The following is an 18732-nucleotide window of genomic DNA, read 5'->3' on the forward strand; positions in this document are numbered from 1 at the left end:
GCCCGCTGCGCTCATCGGCGGGGTCGCGAGCGCGACCGACCCGCCCGGAAGCGCACGCTCACCGGGCGGGAGAATGCACGAGAGCCGCGCTCATCGAGTGAGCGCGGCTCTCGGCCGAGACGGTGGTCAGCGGTAGTTGATGAACTGCAGGTCGATGTCGAGGTCGCTGCCCTTGAGCAGTGCGATCACGGACTGCAGGTCGTCGCGGCTCTTCGACTGCACGCGCAGCTCGTCGCCCTGGATCTGGCTCTTCACGCCCTTCGGGCCCTCGTCGCGGATGATCTTGCCGATCTTCTTCGCGTTCTCGCTCGAGATGCCGTCCTTCAGGCTCGAGGTCAGGCGGTACTCCTTGCCGCTCGCGACCGGCTCACCCGACTCGAGGCTCTTCAGCGAGATGCCGCGCTTGATCAGCTTCGACTGGAACACGTCGAGAACCGCGTTCACGCGCTCCTCGGAGTTCGCGACGATCACGATCTGCTCGCCACTCCACGAGATCGAGGCGCCGGTGCCCTTGAAGTCGTAGCGCTGCTCGATCTCCTTGCGCGCCTGGTTGAGAGCGTTGTCCGCCTCCTGGTGGTCAACCTTGGAGACGATGTCGAACGAAGAGTCAGCCATGACTACCACCATAGAGCGTCGGTCGCGATCGCCGAGGGCACTGGATCACTTGCCGTTGCCGTTGCCGTTGCCGTTGCCCTGCGGGGAGTCGCTCTTCCCGGCGGCCTTGCCGGAGTTCGTCTCCGGCGAGCTTCCCGAGTTGTTCCCCGGGCCGGCGTTCGGATTTCCGCTCGCGTTCTCGCCGGTGGTGCTGCCCGCCGTCTTCACCTCCGACTCGGCTGGTTGCGCAGGCTGCACGGGCGACGCCGGCTGGACCGGCTCAACGGGCTCGACCGGGGTCTCGGCAATCGGCGTGGTGACCGGCTGATCGGCATCCGGAGCGGCGGGCGTCTCCGCGACCTGCGCGGGAGTGGCCGTCGGCGTCGGGGAAGTGCCGGCCGGCGAGGCCATCCAGCCGCCCGCGAGCACCGCCGCAGCCGCGGCAGCGGCGGCGAACAGACCCATCGTCCGGCGACGCACGGGCCGGCGCTCCTGCACATCGGGAGTCGTCGCCGAGGCGATCTTCGGCGCCACGGGGGTGGCGATGGAGACCGCCGGCAGCGCCTTCGTCACTCCGGTCGTGTCATCACGGGCATCCGTCGACATGAGCGACACCTCGTGCACGACCTCGGCCGCCGTCGGGCGCTGGTCGGGCTCGCTGTGGGTCATCCGGCGCAGCAGCTGCGCCCACTCGGCTCCGAGTTCGTCCGGGATGCTCGGCGCGCTGACCAGTCGCGCGAGCGCGGTCTGCACGTCGCGGGTGCGCGGGAAGGCCGGCTCGCCGGTGAGCGACTCGAGCAGCACCAGCCCGAGGGAGTAGATGTCGGCGGCGGGGGTGATCGGATCGGCCCGCACCTGCTCGGGCGCCATGTAAGCGGCTGTGCCGATCGCGATACCGGGGGAGGTGCGCCTCGCCTCGTCGGGATGGTAGGCGATGCCGAAATCGGTGAGCTTCGCGGTCCACCCGTCATTGCCGTCGGCACGCGCGAGCAGCACGTTCGACGGCTTCACGTCGCGGTGCACGATGCCGCGCTGATGCACGACCCGCAGGGCATCCGCGAGATCGCGACCGATCGCAGCGGCTTCGCGACGACTGAGCGGTCCGCGCGTGAGATGGGTGGCGAGCGTGGGGCCGTCGATGAACTCCATCACCAGATAGCGCGGGTGGGGCAGGTCGAGGCTCGCGTCGTAGAGCGCGACGAGGGAGGGATGCGAGAGGGATGCCAGCAGCGCGGTCTCGCTGTGGATCCGCTCGGACTCCAGAGGCATCTCGTCGTCGGCACGAAGCAGCTTGATGGCGACGGTGCGCCGCAGCAGGGTGTCGTGGGCGCGATAGACCATCGAGGTTCCGCCGCGGCCCACGCATCCGTCGAGTCGGTATCGCCCGTCGAGGAGGGGAGCGGTGACCTCACCGTCGATCGTGTCCATCGGGAACTCCGGAATCCGGCACGGCTCGGGGCGCCGCGACCCTCCCCAAGCTAGGTCGCGCGCGGGGCGGTCGTCTCCCGCCTTGACGACGATCTTCGAACGTGCAAGGCGCAGGTCCGAGCTGTGGGCCTCAGCGCGCGGCGCGGGCCCGCAGCCGCCAGAGCAGCCACAGCCCGCAGACAGGGAACATGACGTAGCTGACCAGGATGCTCGAGTGCCACGCGGCGAATCCGCTCGGCAGGAGCGGGTTCGTCTCCTCGCCGCCGCCAGTAGGAGCGCTGAGCCAGCTCACCAGAGTCACGACACCAGCCATCAGCGCAAGGGTGACGAACGGCAGCAGCACCGCGATCAGCTTCTCGTACGTCCGCCACAGCCCGCACGTGAGCACCATCACGACGCCGATGAACCATCCGGCGAAGGGAACGATGAACCCGCCGACCCCCAGGGCGATCGCGGCGGCTATCGCGTACCCGCGAGAACGGGTGAGCGGGGGGCGAGGGGAGGGGGTCGCCATGGCGATCGGTGCGATCGGACGCGGCGTCCCCGCATCCATCGCCTCGCGGGCGATCTCCGCAGGATCCCCCAGCTGAGCGATCCGTCTGGCTGTGGCATCCGCGTCGAGACCGGTGAGCTCCTCGGCTATGCCATTGCGGATCTCGGAGGCGATCCCGTGCGGCACGTCCTGAAGGGCCGCGTCGAGACGCGCCAGGTAGGCGGCTGCTGTGGTCATGAAGGTCGTTCCTCTCTGACGAGCGACGAGACGGTGCGAGCGAAGGGCGCCCACTGCGCACGGAAGAGGGCGAGTTGCCCCACGCCGGCCTCGGTCAGCCGGTAGTAGCGGCGCACCGGCCCCGATTCGGAGGGCTGGTCGAAGGTCGACACCCAGCCGTTCTCGCGCAGTCGCGCAAGAAGCGGATAGAGGGTCCCGATGCTCGCGATCAGCCCCGCATCGGTGAGCGATTCCGCGAGCTGCCAGCCGTACATCGACTCACGGGCGAGCAGACCGAGCACGCAGTACTCGACCACCCCCTTGCGCATCTGCGCCCCGACGTCGACTGTCATGCACGACAAGCTAGCATGCGTGACAAGACAGTCGAATCGGCGGCGAGGGATGCCCGCGTCGCCGCCTTCACGGCTACGGTGAGCACATGGCAGCACGGGTCGGAGGTCGCAATCTGGCGATCACGTGGATCGTCGGCGTTCTGTGTGCGGGGATCGTGGGCGCGCTGGTCTGGCTGTCGCTGCCGGCGGGACCCGGACTGCTCTACATGGTGGGTCAGCTGATCGACGGCACCGTGCCCCACTGATCAGCCCGCGGCGCCGCCCAGCGCCGGATCGCGCGTCCTGACATCGCGGACACATCGGCACGCCTTCGCGGCGCGAAACGTGTGGGGAGTTAGCCTCGGGGTGCATCTACGACGAGAGGCGATCCCATGAGCGACCCCGAGGTTCCGAAGAACGAGCAGCACCACGATGTCGACGACGTCGTCGGCCGCGCCAACGAGGGACTCGACGCCGCCGCCGCTGCACGCGCGGATGTGCCGAGTGCGGATGCCGCGGCGAAGCCCGCCGACCCCGACATGGAGGCGTTCGCTGCCGCCGAGCGCGATTACCCGGGCATCTTCGGCACCCCTGAGCAGGTGGATTCCCGTGACGGCTTCGAGCGCTCGACGGAGGGACGCCGCTATGACGCTGCGCGCCGCGAGGACGACTCCATCTCCGCGCGCCCGGCTGTCGCCGACGTCGATCCTGTCGATGCGCCTCGCGTCGACGAGCACCGCGCGGACGAGATCCGCGCCGACGAGCACAGTGTCGGCGAGCACGGTGTCGGCGAGCACCGTGTCGATGACGTGCGTGTCGATGACGTGCGTGTCGATGACGTGCGTGTCGACGAGCACCGTGACGAGGTCGTCGTCACTGAGCTGCACGACACCACGGCATCCGTCCACCCGGCCGACACCCGCGATGGCGACGCCACCCGTGACGCCGACACGACCCGCGTCATCGACACCGACCGCCCTCAGCACCACACCGTCGCCGACACGGCGTACGCGAGCCCTGCGGCATCCGCCGCTGAGACGCAGGTCGTCCCGGCCGAGCCCATCGCCCCGCCCGCGGCACCGCAGCCGATCTTCGTGCAGGCGCCGGAGCCGCCCCGCGAGCTGGGCAACCGCGGCACCGCCGGGGCCATCGGCCTGGTGGCAGCGGTCGCGTTCGCCATCCTCTATCTCGCGGCGATCCTCGGCTTCGGCGCCCTCCGCGGCGATGTGACGGTCGAGAACATCGGCACCGCTGCGCTCGAGCCGCTGACGACCTGGTCGTTCTGGGTTCCGGTGGTCGTGTTCTTCCTCTCGTTCTGGCTGCTCGGCGCGTTCATCAACCGGGCCCGCTGGGGCAAGTGGGTCATCTTCGGCGTGTTCGTGGCCATCGCGACCTACGGCGGATACATCCTCGGGCAGCTCTTCCAGGCGCCCTTCTGGCGCATCACGGCGACCGAGTCCGTCGAGCTGGTGAACGAGCAGCTGCTCGCGCCGCTGGCCATCGCGTCGTTCATCTTCGCCCGCGAGCTCACGATCTGGTTCGGCGCCTGGGTCGCGCGCAGCGGCGCCAAGAAGAAGGCGCTCAACGCCGAGGCGCAGGCCGAGTACGAGCGCACCCTCGAAGCGGGTCCCTCCGCGCTGCGATGAGCGTAGTCTGACGGCATGACCCTCAGAGACCCCCACGGCCCCGAGCCGGAGGGGGTCTCTGCCTTCCTCGCCGGGGTGATCGGCACGGTCTGCTTCGGCGCCTTCGGCATCCTCGGACTCGGGATGCTGTCGTTCTTCACTGACGTCGACATCATCTCCGTCGAGGGGCTCACCCTCTGGCCGGGCGTTGCGGGCATGGCCGTTGCGATCGCGGTATTCGCCTGTCTGCTGGCACCGGTGCTGCGCAGGCGGCTTCCGCCGTTCGGAGCGGTCGTGCTCGTGGCGCTGGCGACAGCCCTCGCGCACCTCGCCGCGGTCTGGCTCTCGGCCATGGTCGGAGGCGCGGGACTCGCGCACGCCGCAGCCGCCGCCTCTCAGATCGTGGTGCGCGGATCGAGCCTCGTCATCGTCGTCGCCGCGCTGATCGCAGGATGGATCGGGGTGGCGCTGCGCCGCTCGCGGTCGGGTACGCCGCGGTGGCCGTGGGAGCGCGACGAGGCGGAGTGAGGGCGGACGCGCCGCCCCTCACCGGAAAGCGCCCCTCCATGGCATCCCGGCCCTACTCTGTAGACGTGGAGAGGTCGCTGGAATCCCTCGTCGACCAGGCCGTCGAGGCCTGGCTGCGCTGGGTGCCGCGCTGGGCTCCGGCCACGCACCGCGGCCGGGTGGCGCCGTGTCGGCGATGCCTGGGCTCTCCGGTGCTCTCGGCCGTGGGCATCGGCGGCAACGTGCCGCACGGCGTGCAGCACGGACTCTCGACGCGGATCAAGTCGATCGTCGACCAGGCCGTCGCCGAGTACACGGCGCGCAACCTGCCGATGCTCCAGGCTGAGCTCGACCACCAGGCGGCCCGGAACCGGTCGCGTGCCTACCGGCCCGGTGAGGACCTCGATCCCGAGTACGAGGGGATGCCGCTCGACCCCGACCCCGTGCCCGGGGCCCCGTTCCTGTTCACCGTCGCGGGCATGGCCGACGAGGCGGCTGCCCAGCTGCCACCTCTGCCGCCGCTCTCCGACGAGGCCAAGGCCGCGCTTCGCCAGGAGGTCGCGCTCGCCGACGAGTACGCCAACATGGTCGGACGCGAGATCTGCGGGCTGCTGCTCCGACACCGCCTGCACGTGCAGGCGGCGATCTCGCAGTACGTCGAGCCGCAGATCGAGGCGATGCTCGCCGAGCTCAGCGAGGCGCTGGACTCGCCCTTCGACCCGGATACGCCGTAGCACAGCATCCGGTGCTCATTTGACCGGCGTGGCCTCGGGCGCTTACACTTGATCGGGTGTGTGCACCACTGTGCGCGCACGCGGGCGCCGGCACCGTCGGTTCGCCCCCACGGCATACCCATCACACCAAAAGCCCGACTCCTCTGTCGAGCCGGTGGGTCATGATGTGAAACCCATCACGCTGTCACCGTGCAGCACTATGAGGAGAGAACGTGCCAACTATTCAGCAGTTGGTTCGCAAGGGACGTTCGCCCAAGGTCTCGAAGACCAAGGCGCCCGCTCTGAAGGCGAACCCGCAGCAGGCCGGCGTGTGCACCCGCGTGTACACCACCACCCCGAAGAAGCCGAACTCGGCGATGCGCAAGGTCGCTCGTGTGAAGCTCCGCAACGGCACCGAGGTGACCGCCTACATCCCCGGTGAGGGCCACAACCTCCAGGAGCACTCGCTGGTGCTCGTCCGCGGTGGTCGTGTGAAGGACCTCCCCGGTGTCCGCTACAAGATCGTCCGTGGTGCACTCGACACCCAGGCAGTCAAGAACCGTAAGCAGGCTCGTTCCCGCTACGGCGCGAAGAAGGGCTGAGTCAGATGCCTCGTAAAGGTCCCGCACCCAAGCGCCCCGTCGTCAACGACCCGGTCTACGGCGCTCCGATCGTCACCTCGCTGGTGAACAAGATCCTCGTCGACGGCAAGAAGTCGCTCGCCGAGTCCATCGTCTACGGCGCCCTCCGCGGTGTCGAGGCGAAGAACGGCCAGGACGCCGTCGCCACCCTCAAGAAGGCGCTTGACAACGTGCGCCCCACCCTCGAGGTCCGCAGCCGCCGCGTCGGTGGCTCGACCTACCAGGTTCCCGTCGAGGTCAAGCCGCACCGCGCGAACACCCTCGCGCTGCGCTGGCTGGTCAGCTACGCGAAGGGTCGTCGTGAGAAGACGATGACCGAGCGTCTGCAGAACGAGATCCTCGACGCATCGAACGGTCTGGGTGCCGCGGTCAAGCGCCGCGAAGACACCCACAAGATGGCCGAGTCGAACCGCGCCTTCGCCCACTACCGCTGGTAAAGGGCTGAGCGGATGCCGCCACCGCGGCATCCGCTCCCACTCTCTGTTCGTTCCTGAACCATCCCGGAGGAACCCCCGTGGCACAAGAAGTGCTCACCGACCTGAGCAAGGTCCGCAACATCGGCATCATGGCGCACATCGATGCCGGCAAGACCACCACGACCGAGCGCATCCTGTTCTACACGGGTGTCAACCACAAGCTCGGCGAGACCCACGACGGTGGCGCGACCACTGACTGGATGGAGCAGGAGAAGGAGCGCGGCATCACGATCACGTCGGCCGCCGTGACCTGCTTCTGGAACAAGAACCAGATCAACATCATCGACACCCCCGGTCACGTCGACTTCACGGTCGAGGTCGAGCGCTCGCTGCGCGTGCTCGACGGCGCTGTCGCCGTGTTCGACGGCAAGGAGGGCGTCGAGCCCCAGTCCGAGACCGTCTGGCGTCAGGCCGACAAGTACGACGTGCCCCGTATCTGCTTCGTCAACAAGATGGACAAGCTGGGCGCCGACTTCTACTACACCGTCGACACGATCGTGAACCGCCTGGGTGCCAAGCCGCTCGTGCTGCAGCTCCCGATCGGCGCCGAGAGCGACTTCGTCGGCGTCGTCGACCTCATCCAGATGCGCGCGCTGGTCTGGCCCGGTGACTCCAAGGGTGACGTGACCATGGGCGCCTCGTACGAGGTGCAGGAGATCCCCGCCGACCTTCAGGAGAAGGCCGAGGAGTACCGCCAGCAGCTGCTCGAGACCGTCGCCGAGACCGACGACGCGCTGCTCGAGAAGTTCTTCGGCGGCGAAGAGCTCAGCATCGACGAGATCAAGGGCGCCATCCGCAAGATGGTCGTCGCGAACGAGATCTACCCCGTGCTCTGCGGCTCGGCGTTCAAGAACCGCGGCGTGCAGCCGATGCTGGACGCGGTCGTGGACTTCCTCCCCAACCCCCTTGACGTCGGTGCCATCGAGGCGCACGACCCGAAGGACGAGGAGAAGGTCATCGAGCGTCACCCCGACGCGAACGACCCGTTCTCGGCTCTCGCGTTCAAGGTCGCCGTGCACCCGTTCTTCGGTCGCCTGACCTACGTGCGCGTGTACTCGGGCCACCTCGACTCGGGCTCCGCCGTGGTCAACTCGACCAAGGGCAAGAAGGAGCGCATCGGAAAGATCTTCCAGATGCACGCCAACAAGGAGAACCCGGTCGACTCGCTCACCGCGGGCAACATCTACGCCGTCATCGGCCTGAAGGACACCACCACCGGTGACACCCTCGCCGACCCGGCCGCCCCCGTCGTGCTCGAGTCGATGACGTTCCCGGAGCCGGTGATCGAGGTCGCCATCGAGCCGAAGACCAAGGCCGACCAGGAGAAGCTGGGTCTCGCGATCCAGAAGCTCGCTGAAGAGGACCCGACCTTCCGCACCGAGCTCAACCCCGAGACCGGCCAGACGACCATCAAGGGCATGGGCGAGCTGCACCTCGACATCCTCGTCGACCGCATGAAGCGCGAGTTCCGCGTCGAGGCGAACGTCGGAAAGCCCCAGGTGGCCTACCGCGAGACGATCAAGAAGATCGTCGAGAAGCACGACTACACCCACAAGAAGCAGACGGGTGGATCGGGTCAGTTCGCGAAGATCCAGTTCAACATCGAGCCGCTCGACCTCGACGGCGAGAAGACGTACGAGTTCGTGAACTCGGTCACCGGTGGTCGCATCCCGCGCGAGTACATCGGCTCGATCGACGCCGGTTTCCAGGACGCGATGAACGTCGGTGTGCTGGCGGGCTACCCGATGGTGGGCGTCAAGGCGACCATCGTCGACGGTGCCGCTCACGACGTCGACTCCTCGGAGATGGCGTTCAAGATCGCCGGCTCGATGGGCTTCAAGGAGGCCGCACGTCGCGCCAACCCGGTGCTGCTCGAGCCGCTGATGGCCGTCGAGGTGCGTACTCCCGAGGAGTACATGGGCGACGTCATCGGCGACCTGAACTCGCGTCGCGGGCAGGTCCAGTCGATGGAGGACGCACAGGGCGTCAAGGTGGTGCGCGCTTCGGTGCCGCTGTCCGAGATGTTCGGCTACATCGGCGACCTGCGCTCGAAGACCTCGGGTCGTGCCGTCTACTCGATGGAGTTCGACAGCTACGCTGAGGTTCCGCGCGCCGTTGCGGATGAGATCATCCAGAAGGCCAAGGGCGAGTAAGCCCTTCTCCGGATGCCCGGGTCTCGGCCCGGGCATCCGGTACCCCACAACTTCACATTCACTCTCTACTAAACTGAGAAACCGAAATCCGTAGGGACCCGGTCACAATCCAGTGCCCGGCCATCTCTACACGAACGTCCTGAGGAGGACCCAGTGGCCAAGGCCAAGTTCGAGCGGACCAAGCCGCACGTCAACATCGGAACGATCGGTCACGTCGACCACGGCAAGACCACGCTGTCTGCCGCTATCTCGAAGGTGCTTGCAGACAAGTACCCGTCGGCCACGAACGTCCAGCGTGACTTCGCGACGATCGACTCGGCTCCCGAGGAGCGTCAGCGCGGCATCACCATCAACATCTCGCACATCGAGTACGAGACCCCGAAGCGCCACTACGCGCACGTCGACGCCCCCGGCCACGCCGACTACGTCAAGAACATGATCACCGGTGCTGCCCAGATGGACGGCGCGATCCTCGTGGTCGCCGCCACCGACGGCCCGATGGCTCAGACGCGTGAGCACGTGCTGCTCGCCAAGCAGGTCGGCGTGCCGTACCTGATGGTCGCCCTCAACAAGTCGGACATGGTCGACGACGAGGAGATCCTGGAGCTCGTCGAGCTCGAGGTCCGCGAGCTGCTCTCGTCGCAGGGCTTCCCCGGCGACGACGCTCCGGTCATCCAGGTCTCCGCCCTCGGCGCCCTCAACGGCGAAGAGAAGTGGGTCAACTCGATCGTCGAGCTGATGCAGGCCGCTGACGACTCCATCCCGGACCCCGAGCGCGACCGCGACAAGCCGTTCCTCATGCCGATCGAGGACGTCTTCACGATCACCGGTCGTGGAACGGTCGTCACGGGCCGCGCCGAGCGTGGCACCCTGGCCATCAACTCTGAGGTCGAGATCGTCGGCATCCGCCCGACGCAGAAGACCACGGTCACCGGTATCGAGATGTTCCACAAGCAGCTCGACGAGGCATGGGCCGGCGAGAACTGCGGTCTGCTGCTCCGCGGCACCAAGCGCGAGGACGTCGAGCGCGGTCAGGTCGTCGTGAAGCCGGGCTCGATCACCCCGCACACCAACTTCGAGGGCACTGCCTACATCCTCTCGAAGGACGAGGGTGGCCGTCACAACCCCTTCTACACGAACTACCGCCCGCAGTTCTACTTCCGCACCACGGACGTGACCGGCGTCATCTCGCTGCCCGAGGGCACCGAGATGGTCATGCCCGGTGACACCACCGACATGACGGTCGAGCTGATCCAGCCGATCGCCATGGAAGAGGGCCTCGGCTTCGCGATCCGTGAGGGTGGCCGCACCGTCGGCGCCGGCACGGTGACCAAGGTCAACGCGTAAGCACCTGCTTCTCGGAAGAGGGGTCGGACCTTCGGGTCCGGCCCCTCTTCCGCGTTCGGGTGGGTCATCCCGCGGCCGCGGAGTCATGCGCGACACGCCCGGGTTTGCAGCACCGGAATCCGCGTGGCAGAATAGACAGGTTCCACATTTCTGCGCTCTTCACGATGCGCGGAATCACTGTCACGACTGTGCATAGACGGCGACATCCGAAGGATGCTGCAGGGTTCTAGGCCGCGGGCAGCAGGACGAATCCCACTCGAAGACGCGAGCATCTGATGCTGGCGTCTTCATGGTGAAAAGAGAACAGCGGTGCGCAAGTGCCGAAGGCGCGATCAGCGCCATCGAGCGTCCAATGCCCCAGGGTCACCCGGCCCCGGACGGTACGACGCCTATAGAGAGAGAGCAGACAATGGCGGGACAGAAGATCCGCATTCGCCTGAAGTCGTATGACCACAAGGTCATCGACACGTCGGCACGAAAGATCGTCGACACCGTGACCCGTGCGGGCGCGACCGTCGTCGGCCCCGTGCCGCTTCCGACCGAGAAGAACGTCGTGTGCGTCATCCGGTCGCCCCACAAGTACAAGGACAGCCGCGAGCACTTCGAGATGCGCACCCACAAGCGTCTGATCGACATCGTCGACCCGACGCCGAAGGCCGTCGACTCGCTGATGCGTCTCGACCTGCCCGCCGATGTCAACATCGAGATCAAGCTCTGAGGTCCGCCATGGTTGACATCAACGCAAAGATTTCCAAGGGCATGCTCGGCACCAAGCTCGGCATGACCCAGGTCTGGAACGAGAACGGGAAGCTCATCCCCGTGACCGTCATCGAGCTGGCTCCGAACGTGGTCACCCAGGTTCGCACCCCCGAGAAGGACGGCTACAACGCCGTTCAGATCGCCTACGGCCAGATCGACCCCCGCAAGGTCAACAAGCCGCTGACCGCCCACTTCGAGGCTGCCGGCGTCACCCCGCGTCGCCACGTCACCGAGATCCGAACCGCGGACGCCGCTGACTACGCGCTCGGCCAGGAGCTCACGCTCGACGGCGTGTTCGAGGCAGGCCAGCTGGTCGACGTCGTCGGCACCAGCAAGGGCAAGGGCACCGCCGGTGTCATGAAGCGTCACAACTTCGCCGGCGTCTCGGCCTCCCACGGTGCGCACCGCAACCACCGCAAGCCCGGCTCGATCGGCGCCTCGTCGACCCCGAGCCGCGTGTTCAAGGGCATGCGCATGGCCGGCCGCATGGGTGGCGAGCGCGTGACCGTCCTCAACCTCACGGTGCACGCCATCGACGCCGAGAAGGGACTCATGCTCGTCAAGGGCGCCGTCCCCGGTGCGCGTGGTCGTATCGTGTACGTCCGCAACGCAGTGAAGGGTGCCTGATCCCATGGCTGACTCCACTCTGGCAATCGACGTCCTGTCGGTCGACGGCAACAAGGCAGGCTCTGTCGAGCTGCCCGCCTCGATCTTCGACGTCGAGACCAACGTCCCCCTGATCCACCAGGTCGTCGTCGCGCAGCTCGCAGCCGCGCGTCAGGGCACCCACGCCACGAAGACTCGTGGCGACGTGTCCGGCTCCGGCAGCAAGCCCTTCAAGCAGAAGGGCACGGGTAACGCCCGTCAGGGCTCGATCCGCATGCCGCAGCACCGCGGTGGTGGCACGGTCCACGGCCCGCAGCCGCGCGACTACTCGCAGCGCACCCCCAAGAAGATGATCGCCGCCGCCCTCCGTGGCGCGCTCAGCGACCGTCTGCGCGGCGAGCGTCTGCACGCCGTCGAGGCCTTCGTCGCCGACAGCACCCCCTCGACCAAGGCTGCGGCCGGCCTCCTGGCATCCGTCGCCCCGTCGAAGAACGTGCTGGTCGTCATCGAGCGCTCCGACGAGCTGACCACGAAGAGCGTCCGCAACCTCGCGAACGTTCACCTGATCAGCTTCGACCAGCTGAACGCCTACGACGTCGTCGTCTCCGACGACATCGTCTTCACCAAGGCCGCACTCGAGGGCTTCATCGCCTCGAAGACGGGTGCGACCGCAGAGGAGGTCTCGGCATGACCGAGCAGAACGTTCTCGCCACGGCCCTGAACAAGGACCCGCGCGACATCATCCTCGGACCGGTCGTGTCCGAGAAGAGCTACAGCCTGATCGACGAGGGCAAGTACACGTTCCTCGTCGACCCGCGCGCCTCGAAGACCGAGATCAAGCTCGCCATCGAGAAGATCTTCGGCGTCAAGGTGGCTTCGGTCAACACGATCAACCGCGTCGGCAAGGCCCGCCGCACCCGCTTCGGCACCGGCAAGCGCAAGGACACCAAGCGCGCGATCGTGGCTCTCAAGTCGGGCTCCATCGACATCTTCACGGCAGTCGGCTGACCGGGGGATAAGGACACATAATGGCTATTCGCAAGTACAAGCCCACGACCCCGGGTCGCCGCGGTTCGTCGGTGGCCGACTTCGCCGAGATCACTCGATCGACGCCTGAGAAGTCGCTGCTGCGCCCGCTCTCGAAGACCGGTGGTCGCAACAACCAGGGCCGCATCACGACCCGTCACATCGGTGGTGGCCACAAGCGCCAGTACCGCGTCATCGACTTCCGTCGCAATGACAAGGACGGCATCAACGCCAAGGTCGCTCACATCGAGTACGACCCCAACCGCACCGCGCGCATCGCGCTGCTGCACTACTTCGACGGCGAGAAGCGCTACATCCTCGCCCCGAACAAGCTGAAGCAGGGCGACGTCGTCGAGTCGGGTGCCGGCGCTGACATCAAGCCGGGCAACAACCTGCCGCTGAAGAACATCCCCACCGGTACCGTGATCCACGCGATCGAGCTGCGTCCCGGCGGCGGAGCGAAGATGGCCCGTTCGGCCGGCGCCTCGGTGCGTCTGGTCGCGAAGGACGGCCCCTACGCACAGCTGCGTCTGCCCTCGGGCGAGATCCGCAACGTCGATGCGCGCTGCCGCGCGACCATCGGCGAGGTCGGCAACGCCGAGCAGTCGAACATCAACTGGGGCAAGGCAGGCCGCAACCGCTGGAAGGGCATCCGCCCGACCGTCCGCGGTGTCGCCATGAACCCGGTCGACCACCCGCACGGTGGTGGTGAGGGCAAGACGTCCGGTGGTCGTCACCCCGTCTCCCCGTGGGGCCAGGCTGAGGGTCGTACCCGTCACGCCAACAAGGAAAGTGACAAGTACATCGTCCGCCGCCGCAACGCCGGCAAGAAGCGCAAGTAGGAGTAGAGGAAGATGCCACGCAGTCTCAAGAAGGGCCCCTTCGTCGACGAGCACCTGCTTCGCAAGGTGGTCGGACAGAACGAGTCCGGTACGAAGAACGTCATCAAGACCTGGTCGCGTCGCTCGATGATCATCCCCGCAATGCTGGGACACACCATCGCCGTGCACGACGGTCGCAAGCACATCCCCGTGTTCGTGACCGAGACCATGGTCGGCCACAAGCTGGGCGAGTTCGCGCCCACCCGCACCTTCCGCGGCCACGAGAAGGACGACAAGAAGGGCCGTCGCCGCTGACGCGGTGACGCTCTGGACAGAAACAGAGGAGGAGAACAATGGTGGAATCCATCGCACGCGTCAAGCACATCCGCGTGACCCCTCAGAAGGCTCGTCGTGTCGTCGCGCTCATCAAGGGCAAGCAGGCGCAGGAAGCACTGGCCATTCTGAAGTTCGCACCGCAGGGTGCCAGCGAGCCGATCTACAAGCTCGTGCACTCCGCGATCGCCAACGCGTCGGTCAAGGCCGACCGTGACGGCGAATTCCTGGACGAGCAGGACCTGTACGTGAAGAACGCGTACGTCGACGAGGGCACGACGCTCAAGCGTTTCCGCCCCCGTGCTCAGGGTCGTGCCTCGCAGATCAAGAAGCGCACGAGCCACATCACGGTCGTGCTGGCCACCCCGGAGGTCGCTGACGCGGCCGCACCGGCGGCCAAGACGAAGAAGGCGAGCAAGTAATGGGCCAGAAGGTCAACCCGTACGGCTTCCGCCTCGGCATCACCACGGACCACGTGTCGCGTTGGTTCTCGGACTCGACGAAGCCGGGCCAGCGTTACGCCGACTACGTCGCCGAGGACATCAAGATCCGTCGTCTGCTGCAGACGCAGCTCGACCGCGCCGGCGTCTCGAACATTGAGATCGAGCGCACCCGCGACCGTGTGCGTGTGGACATCCACACCGCACGTCCCGGCATCGTCATCGGCCGCCGCGGCGCCGAGGCCGAGCGCATCCGCGGTGACCTCGAGAAGCTCACCGGCAAGCAGATCCAGCTGAACATCCTCGAGGTCAAGAACCCCGAGGCCGACGCTCAGCTCGTCGCGCAGGGCATCGCCGAGCAGCTCTCTGCTCGTGTGGCGTTCCGCCGCGCGATGCGCAAGGGTCTGCAGGGCGCACAGCGCGCCGGCGCCAAGGGCATCCGCATCCAGGTCTCCGGCCGCCTCGGCGGCGCGGAGATGAGCCGCTCGGAGTTCTACCGCGAGGGTCGTGTGCCGCTGCACACGCTGCGCGCGAACATCGACTACGGCTTCTACGAGGCGAAGACCACCTTCGGCCGCATCGGCGTGAAGGTCTGGATCTACAAGGGCGACCTCACCAACAAGGAGCTTGCTCGCGAGCAGGCCAACCAGAAGCCTTCGCGCGAGCGTGGCGACCGTCGTGGCCCCCGTGGCGACCGCGGTGACCGTCGCAACGAGGCTCCCGTCGCAGAAGGAGCGTCTGCCTGATGCTTATCCCTCGTAAGGTCAAGTACCGCAAGCAGCACCACCCGAAGCGCTCGGGCCAGGCCACCGGTGGCACCAAGGTGTCGTTCGGTGAGTACGGCATCCAGGCGCTCACCCCCGCCTACGTGACCAACCGTCAGATCGAGTCCGCTCGTATCGCGATGACCCGTCACATCAAGCGTGGTGGAAAGGTGTGGATCAACATCTACCCCGACCGCCCGCTCACCAAGAAGCCCGCTGAGACCCGCATGGGTTCGGGTAAGGGCTCGCCCGAGTGGTGGGTCTCCAACGTCAAGCCGGGTCGCGTCCTCTTCGAGGTCGCTGGCGTCAGTGAGGAACTCGCTCGCGAGGCACTCACCCGGGCCATTCACAAGCTGCCGCTCAAGGCACGCATCATCAAGCGCGAGGAGGGCGACGCGTAATGGCGATCGGCACCAAGGAGCTCGCACCGAGCGAGCTCGACACGTTCGAAGACCAGCGCCTCGTCGAGGAGCTGCGCAAGGCCAAGGAGGAGCTGTTCAACCTCCGTTTCCAGTCGGCCACCGGCCAGCTGGAGAGCCACGGCCGCATCCGCGCTGTCAAGCGCGACATCGCGCGCCTTTACACCGTGATCCGCGAGCGCGAGCTGGGCATCCGTGCGACGCCCGCTCCGGTCGAGGCTCCGGCGAAGGCGAAGAAGAGCAAGGCCAAGAAGGCGGATGCCGCTGACGAGGCCGCTCCGAAGGAGGAGGCCGAGTAATGGCTGAGAAGAAGGCTGCTGACGCCGTCGAGCACGGCGAGCACGATGTCCGCGACGCAGCTGCGCGCGGATACCGCAAGTCGCGCCGTGGCTACGTCGTCAGCGACAAGATGGACAAGACCATCGTCGTCGAGGTCGAGGACCGCGTGAAGCACCCGCTTTACGGCAAGGTCATCCGCGTCACGTCGAAGGTCAAGGCGCACGATGAGGACAACACCGCCGGCATCGGCGACCTCGTTCTCATCAACGAGACCCGCCCGCTGAGCGCCACCAAGCGCTGGCGTCTGGTGGAGATCCTGGAGAAGGCAAAGTGATCCAGACCGAGTCCCGCGTCAAGGTCGCCGACAACACCGGCGCCAAGGAGCTGCTCACGATCCGCGTCCTCGGTGGCTCCAGCCGCCGTTACGCCGGTCTGGGCGACACCATCGTCGCGACCGTCAAGGACGCGATCCCCGGCGGCAACGTCAAGAAGGGCGATGTGGTCAAGGCCGTCATCGTCCGCACCGTCAAGTCGACGCGTCGTGCCGACGGTTCGTACATCAAGTTCGACGAGAACGCCGCCGTCATCCTGAAGAACGACGGGGAGCCCCGCGGCACCCGCATCTTCGGACCGGTCGGTCGTGAGCTTCGCGACAAGAAGTTCATGAAGATCGTCTCGCTCGCCCCGGAGGTCATCTGATCATGGCGAAAATCAAGAAGGGTGACCTGGTTCAGGTCATCAGCGGCCGCAAGCAGGACAAGGGCGGCGACCGCGGTAAGCAGGGCAAGGTCCTCGAGGTCCTCGTCGAGCAGAACCGCGTCGTCGTGGAGGGTGTCAACTTCGTCACCCGCCACACCCGTGTCGGCCAGACCCAGCGCGGCACCAAGACCGGTGGCATCGAGACCGTCGAGGCCCCGATCCACATCTCCAACGTCGCTCTCGTCGACCCCTCGACCAAGAAGCCGACCCGTGTCGGCCACCGCGTCGAGGAGCAGGTCAAGGACGGCGTGAAGCGCACGGTCCGCGTGCGCTACGCGAAGAAGTCAGGTAAGGACCTCTGATGGCAACGGCAACTGCTGCTGAGACTGGCAAGACCCAGCCTCGCCTGAAGCAGAAGTACAACACCGAGATCAAGAAGACTCTGCAGGAGCAGTTCGGCTACGCGAACGTCATGCAGATCCCCGGCCTGGTGAAGGTCGTCGTCAACACCGGTGTCGGTGAAGCGGCTCGTGACTCCAAGGTGATCGAGGGCGCCATCGACGACCTCACCAAGATCACCGGTCAGAAGCCCATCGTCACGAAGGCCCGCAAGTCCATCGCGCAGTTCAAGCTGCGCGAGGGCCAGGCCATCGGCGCGCACGTCACCCTCCGCGGCGACCGTGCGTGGGAGTTCGTCGACCGCCTCGTCAACCTGGCGCTGCCGCGCATCCGCGACTTCCGCGGTCTGTCGGCCGATCAGTTCGACGGCAACGGCAACTACACCTTCGGTCTCCAGGAGCAGAGCGTGTTCCACGAGATCGACCAGGACCGGATCGACCGCGTCCGCGGGTTCGACATCACCGTGGTCACCACGGCCAAGACGGACGACGAGGGTCGCGCACTCCTGCGCGCGCTCGGCTTCCCGTTCAAGGCCGCCGACGCCCCGGCGTGACCCTTCGACAGGCTCAGAGACCCATCCTGGGTCGCTGAGCCTGTCGAGGCGCCCTCCCCGCATCCCTTACAATTGAAGATTGTGCGTCCGCTCGGGCGCCACTCTCATCGAAGGCCGTCTGTCGTGTAACGGCAGCCGGAACCTCATGATCGAAGGAAACCAGATATGACGATGACAGACCCGGTCGCAGACATGCTGACCCGTCTGCGCAACGCTAACTCGGCGCACCACGATTCCGTGACCATGCCGTCGAGCAAGCTCAAGACGAACATCGCCGAGATCCTCCAGCAGGAGGGCTACATCGGCGGCTTCGAGGTGACCGACGCCCGCGTCGGCAGCAACCTCACCCTCTCGCTCAAGTACGGTCCCAACCGTGAGCGCTCCATCGCCGGCATCAAGCGCGTGTCGAAGCCCGGTCTGCGTGTCTACGCGAAGTCGACCGAGCTGCCCAAGGTCCTCGGTGGCCTCGGCGTTGCCATCCTGTCCACCTCCTCCGGTCTTCTCACCGACCGTCAGGCTGAGCAGAAGGGCGTGGGCGGAGAAGTTCTCGCCTACGTGTGGTGATCTGACATGTCGCGAATCGGACGACTTCCCATCGACATCCCCTCCGGCGTGACCGTCTCGGTCGACGGCCGCGAGGTCGCAGTCAAGGGACCCAAGGGCGAGCTCTCGCTCACCCTGGCCAACCCCATCGAGGTCTCGGTCGAGGAGAACCAGGTTCTCGTCACCCGCCCGGACGACGAGCGCGAGTCGCGCTCGCTGCACGGTCTGACCCGTACCCTCATCAACAACAACATCATCGGCGTCACCCAGGGCTACACCAAGGGCCTCGAGGTCGTCGGCACCGGTTACCGCGTGCAGCAGAAGGGCGGCTCGATCGAGTTCGCGCTCGGCTTCTCGCACCCGGTCCTGGTCGACCCGCCCGCAGGCATCACCCTGACGGTCGAGGGCACCAACAAGGTGACCGTGAGTGGCATCGACAAGCAGGCTGTCGGCGAGGCCGCGGCCAACATCCGCAAGATCCGCAAGCCCGAGCCGTACAAGGGCAAGGGTGTGCGCTACGCCGGCGAGGTCGTGCGTCGCAAGGCCGGAAAGGCTGGTAAGTAACC

General features: G+C 66.7%; 28 protein-coding genes. 24 read left to right on the top strand and 4 right to left on the bottom strand.

All coding sequences use genetic code 11. The features are described 5' to 3' along the window. Positions 1-126: 126 nt before the first annotated feature. From ACIPV2_RS11805 to ACIPV2_RS11820, 4 genes are all read right to left on the bottom strand, one after another. Positions 127-615, bottom strand: coding sequence for a YajQ family cyclic di-GMP-binding protein (locus ACIPV2_RS11805; RefSeq protein WP_271639493.1), 489 nt, complete (start codon positions 613-615; stop codon positions 127-129). A 45-nt stretch (positions 616-660) separates the two neighbouring features. Beyond that, positions 661-2022, bottom strand: a complete 1362-nt coding sequence (locus ACIPV2_RS11810; protein WP_400841484.1) for a protein kinase — start codon at positions 2020-2022, stop codon at positions 661-663. A 130-nt stretch (positions 2023-2152) separates the two neighbouring features. Further along, positions 2153-2752 (bottom strand): HAAS signaling domain-containing protein, encoded by a 600-nt coding sequence (locus tag ACIPV2_RS11815; RefSeq protein ID WP_400841487.1) that lies wholly within the window; start codon positions 2750-2752, stop codon positions 2153-2155. Next, on the bottom strand, positions 2749-3084 hold the full coding sequence (locus ACIPV2_RS11820) for a PadR family transcriptional regulator (RefSeq protein ID WP_101188460.1): 336 nt from the start codon (positions 3082-3084) through the stop codon (positions 2749-2751). The genes ACIPV2_RS11815 and ACIPV2_RS11820 overlap by 4 nt, the downstream gene beginning before the upstream one ends. An 86-nt stretch (positions 3085-3170) precedes the next feature. Between ACIPV2_RS11820 and ACIPV2_RS11825 the strand changes: the two genes are divergently transcribed. The 24 genes from ACIPV2_RS11825 (at position 3171) to rplF (ending at position 18730) form a co-directional block, all read left to right on the top strand. Beyond that, positions 3171-3329 (top strand): hypothetical protein, encoded by a 159-nt coding sequence (locus tag ACIPV2_RS11825; protein WP_157823586.1) that lies wholly within the window; start codon positions 3171-3173, stop codon positions 3327-3329. Between the two features lie 126 nt (positions 3330-3455). Further along, positions 3456-4709 carry an ABC transporter gene (locus ACIPV2_RS11830; protein WP_400841491.1) on the top strand — a complete coding sequence of 418 codons (1254 nt, stop codon included), beginning with the start codon at positions 3456-3458 and terminating at the stop codon, positions 4707-4709. A gap of 15 nt (positions 4710-4724) precedes the next feature. Continuing rightward, a complete protein-coding gene (locus ACIPV2_RS11835; RefSeq protein ID WP_400841494.1) occupies positions 4725-5216 on the top strand; it encodes a hypothetical protein in 492 nt (163 codons plus the stop codon). A 65-nt stretch (positions 5217-5281) separates the two neighbouring features. After that, a complete protein-coding gene (locus ACIPV2_RS11840; protein ID WP_400841497.1) occupies positions 5282-5929 on the top strand; it encodes a spermidine/putrescine ABC transporter substrate-binding protein in 648 nt (215 codons plus the stop codon). 212 nt (positions 5930-6141) lie between these two features. After that, positions 6142-6510, top strand: coding sequence for a 30S ribosomal protein S12 (gene rpsL / locus ACIPV2_RS11845; protein ID WP_018171438.1), 369 nt, complete (start codon positions 6142-6144; stop codon positions 6508-6510). Positions 6511-6515: 5 nt separating this feature from the next. Beyond that, positions 6516-6986 (top strand): 30S ribosomal protein S7, encoded by a 471-nt coding sequence (gene rpsG, locus ACIPV2_RS11850; RefSeq protein WP_017201608.1) that lies wholly within the window; start codon positions 6516-6518, stop codon positions 6984-6986. 77 nt (positions 6987-7063) lie between these two features. Then, positions 7064-9178: an elongation factor G gene (gene fusA, locus ACIPV2_RS11855; protein ID WP_400841500.1), complete on the top strand. Its 2115-nt coding sequence runs from the start codon at positions 7064-7066 to the stop codon at positions 9176-9178. A 153-nt stretch (positions 9179-9331) separates the two neighbouring features. Continuing rightward, complete coding sequence (gene tuf / locus ACIPV2_RS11860) at positions 9332-10525, top strand: elongation factor Tu (RefSeq protein WP_101188464.1); 1194 nt, start codon at positions 9332-9334, stop codon at positions 10523-10525. 409 nt (positions 10526-10934) lie between these two features. Next, on the top strand, positions 10935-11243 hold the full coding sequence (rpsJ, locus tag ACIPV2_RS11865) for a 30S ribosomal protein S10 (RefSeq protein WP_400841504.1): 309 nt from the start codon (positions 10935-10937) through the stop codon (positions 11241-11243). Positions 11244-11251: 8 nt separating this feature from the next. Beyond that, a complete protein-coding gene (rplC, locus tag ACIPV2_RS11870) occupies positions 11252-11911 on the top strand; it encodes a 50S ribosomal protein L3 (RefSeq protein ID WP_101188484.1) in 660 nt (219 codons plus the stop codon). A gap of 4 nt (positions 11912-11915) precedes the next feature. Further along, a complete protein-coding gene (gene rplD, locus ACIPV2_RS11875) occupies positions 11916-12581 on the top strand; it encodes a 50S ribosomal protein L4 (protein WP_101188485.1) in 666 nt (221 codons plus the stop codon). Beyond that, positions 12578-12898, top strand: a complete 321-nt coding sequence (rplW, locus tag ACIPV2_RS11880; protein WP_071640284.1) for a 50S ribosomal protein L23 — start codon at positions 12578-12580, stop codon at positions 12896-12898. Before rplD ends, rplW begins: the two co-directional genes overlap by 4 nt. Positions 12899-12918: 20 nt before the next feature. Then, positions 12919-13758: a 50S ribosomal protein L2 gene (rplB, locus tag ACIPV2_RS11885; RefSeq protein WP_101188486.1), complete on the top strand. Its 840-nt coding sequence runs from the start codon at positions 12919-12921 to the stop codon at positions 13756-13758. Positions 13759-13770: 12 nt separating this feature from the next. After that, positions 13771-14052 carry a 30S ribosomal protein S19 gene (rpsS, locus tag ACIPV2_RS11890; RefSeq protein ID WP_071640280.1) on the top strand — a complete coding sequence of 94 codons (282 nt, stop codon included), beginning with the start codon at positions 13771-13773 and terminating at the stop codon, positions 14050-14052. A gap of 38 nt (positions 14053-14090) precedes the next feature. Continuing rightward, positions 14091-14492, top strand: a complete 402-nt coding sequence (gene rplV, locus ACIPV2_RS11895) for a 50S ribosomal protein L22 (protein ID WP_101188487.1) — start codon at positions 14091-14093, stop codon at positions 14490-14492. Then, positions 14492-15256, top strand: coding sequence for a 30S ribosomal protein S3 (rpsC, locus tag ACIPV2_RS11900; RefSeq protein WP_071640276.1), 765 nt, complete (start codon positions 14492-14494; stop codon positions 15254-15256). Before rplV ends, rpsC begins: the two co-directional genes overlap by 1 nt. Next, positions 15256-15675 (top strand): 50S ribosomal protein L16, encoded by a 420-nt coding sequence (gene rplP / locus ACIPV2_RS11905; RefSeq protein WP_101188488.1) that lies wholly within the window; start codon positions 15256-15258, stop codon positions 15673-15675. Before rpsC ends, rplP begins: the two co-directional genes overlap by 1 nt. Then, positions 15675-15992: a 50S ribosomal protein L29 gene (rpmC, locus tag ACIPV2_RS11910; RefSeq protein ID WP_101188489.1), complete on the top strand. Its 318-nt coding sequence runs from the start codon at positions 15675-15677 to the stop codon at positions 15990-15992. Before rplP ends, rpmC begins: the two co-directional genes overlap by 1 nt. After that, positions 15992-16306: a 30S ribosomal protein S17 gene (gene rpsQ, locus ACIPV2_RS11915; protein WP_400841512.1), complete on the top strand. Its 315-nt coding sequence runs from the start codon at positions 15992-15994 to the stop codon at positions 16304-16306. The genes rpmC and rpsQ overlap by 1 nt, the downstream gene beginning before the upstream one ends. Beyond that, the gene (gene rplN, locus ACIPV2_RS11920) at positions 16303-16671 is read left to right on the top strand and encodes a 50S ribosomal protein L14 (RefSeq protein ID WP_099194602.1); all 369 of its coding nucleotides are present in this window, start codon (positions 16303-16305) and stop codon (positions 16669-16671) included. Before rpsQ ends, rplN begins: the two co-directional genes overlap by 4 nt. Before the next feature lie 2 nt (positions 16672-16673). Next, positions 16674-17033 (top strand): 50S ribosomal protein L24, encoded by a 360-nt coding sequence (rplX, locus tag ACIPV2_RS11925; RefSeq protein ID WP_101188491.1) that lies wholly within the window; start codon positions 16674-16676, stop codon positions 17031-17033. Beyond that, positions 17033-17623: a 50S ribosomal protein L5 gene (rplE, locus tag ACIPV2_RS11930; protein ID WP_101188492.1), complete on the top strand. Its 591-nt coding sequence runs from the start codon at positions 17033-17035 to the stop codon at positions 17621-17623. The genes rplX and rplE overlap by 1 nt, the downstream gene beginning before the upstream one ends. Positions 17624-17788: 165 nt before the next feature. Beyond that, a complete protein-coding gene (gene rpsH / locus ACIPV2_RS11935) occupies positions 17789-18187 on the top strand; it encodes a 30S ribosomal protein S8 (RefSeq protein ID WP_101188493.1) in 399 nt (132 codons plus the stop codon). A 6-nt stretch (positions 18188-18193) separates the two neighbouring features. Continuing rightward, positions 18194-18730: a 50S ribosomal protein L6 gene (gene rplF, locus ACIPV2_RS11940; protein ID WP_101188494.1), complete on the top strand. Its 537-nt coding sequence runs from the start codon at positions 18194-18196 to the stop codon at positions 18728-18730. The last annotated feature ends 2 nt before the right edge of the window (positions 18731-18732 follow it).

This window comes from Microbacterium sp. NPDC089987, from assembly GCF_044748505.1.
GTDB lineage: Bacteria > Actinomycetota > Actinomycetes > Actinomycetales > Microbacteriaceae > Microbacterium.

Excerpts from the sequence above, each read along its gene's own strand:
- rplC (WP_101188484.1), top strand. The coding sequence starts at position 11,252 with ATGGTTGACATCAACGCAAAGATTTCCAAGGGCATGCTCGGCACCAAG.
- rpsJ (WP_400841504.1), top strand. The coding sequence starts at position 10,935 with ATGGCGGGACAGAAGATCCGCATTCGCCTGAAGTCGTATGACCACAAG.
- ACIPV2_RS11820 (WP_101188460.1), bottom strand. The coding sequence starts at position 3,084 with ATGACAGTCGACGTCGGGGCGCAGATGCGCAAGGGGGTGGTCGAGTAC.
- ACIPV2_RS11835 (WP_400841494.1), top strand. The coding sequence starts at position 4,725 with ATGACCCTCAGAGACCCCCACGGCCCCGAGCCGGAGGGGGTCTCTGCC.
- rpsG (WP_017201608.1), top strand. The coding sequence starts at position 6,516 with ATGCCTCGTAAAGGTCCCGCACCCAAGCGCCCCGTCGTCAACGACCCG.
- rpsC (WP_071640276.1), top strand. The coding sequence starts at position 14,492 with ATGGGCCAGAAGGTCAACCCGTACGGCTTCCGCCTCGGCATCACCACG.
- rpsS (WP_071640280.1), top strand. The coding sequence starts at position 13,771 with ATGCCACGCAGTCTCAAGAAGGGCCCCTTCGTCGACGAGCACCTGCTT.
- rpsH (WP_101188493.1), top strand. The coding sequence starts at position 17,789 with ATGACGATGACAGACCCGGTCGCAGACATGCTGACCCGTCTGCGCAAC.
- ACIPV2_RS11810 (WP_400841484.1), bottom strand. The coding sequence starts at position 2,022 with ATGGACACGATCGACGGTGAGGTCACCGCTCCCCTCCTCGACGGGCGA.
- rplD (WP_101188485.1), top strand. The coding sequence starts at position 11,916 with ATGGCTGACTCCACTCTGGCAATCGACGTCCTGTCGGTCGACGGCAAC.
- ACIPV2_RS11825 (WP_157823586.1), top strand. The coding sequence starts at position 3,171 with ATGGCAGCACGGGTCGGAGGTCGCAATCTGGCGATCACGTGGATCGTC.
- ACIPV2_RS11815 (WP_400841487.1), bottom strand. The coding sequence starts at position 2,752 with ATGACCACAGCAGCCGCCTACCTGGCGCGTCTCGACGCGGCCCTTCAG.
- rplE (WP_101188492.1), top strand. The coding sequence starts at position 17,033 with ATGGCAACGGCAACTGCTGCTGAGACTGGCAAGACCCAGCCTCGCCTG.
- ACIPV2_RS11805 (WP_271639493.1), bottom strand. The coding sequence starts at position 615 with ATGGCTGACTCTTCGTTCGACATCGTCTCCAAGGTTGACCACCAGGAG.
- rplB (WP_101188486.1), top strand. The coding sequence starts at position 12,919 with ATGGCTATTCGCAAGTACAAGCCCACGACCCCGGGTCGCCGCGGTTCG.
- rplV (WP_101188487.1), top strand. The coding sequence starts at position 14,091 with ATGGTGGAATCCATCGCACGCGTCAAGCACATCCGCGTGACCCCTCAG.
- rplX (WP_101188491.1), top strand. The coding sequence starts at position 16,674 with ATGGCGAAAATCAAGAAGGGTGACCTGGTTCAGGTCATCAGCGGCCGC.
- ACIPV2_RS11830 (WP_400841491.1), top strand. The coding sequence starts at position 3,456 with ATGAGCGACCCCGAGGTTCCGAAGAACGAGCAGCACCACGATGTCGAC.
- rplF (WP_101188494.1), top strand. The coding sequence starts at position 18,194 with ATGTCGCGAATCGGACGACTTCCCATCGACATCCCCTCCGGCGTGACC.
- rplW (WP_071640284.1), top strand. The coding sequence starts at position 12,578 with ATGACCGAGCAGAACGTTCTCGCCACGGCCCTGAACAAGGACCCGCGC.
- rpsQ (WP_400841512.1), top strand. The coding sequence starts at position 15,992 with ATGGCTGAGAAGAAGGCTGCTGACGCCGTCGAGCACGGCGAGCACGAT.
- rpmC (WP_101188489.1), top strand. The coding sequence starts at position 15,675 with ATGGCGATCGGCACCAAGGAGCTCGCACCGAGCGAGCTCGACACGTTC.
- rplP (WP_101188488.1), top strand. The coding sequence starts at position 15,256 with ATGCTTATCCCTCGTAAGGTCAAGTACCGCAAGCAGCACCACCCGAAG.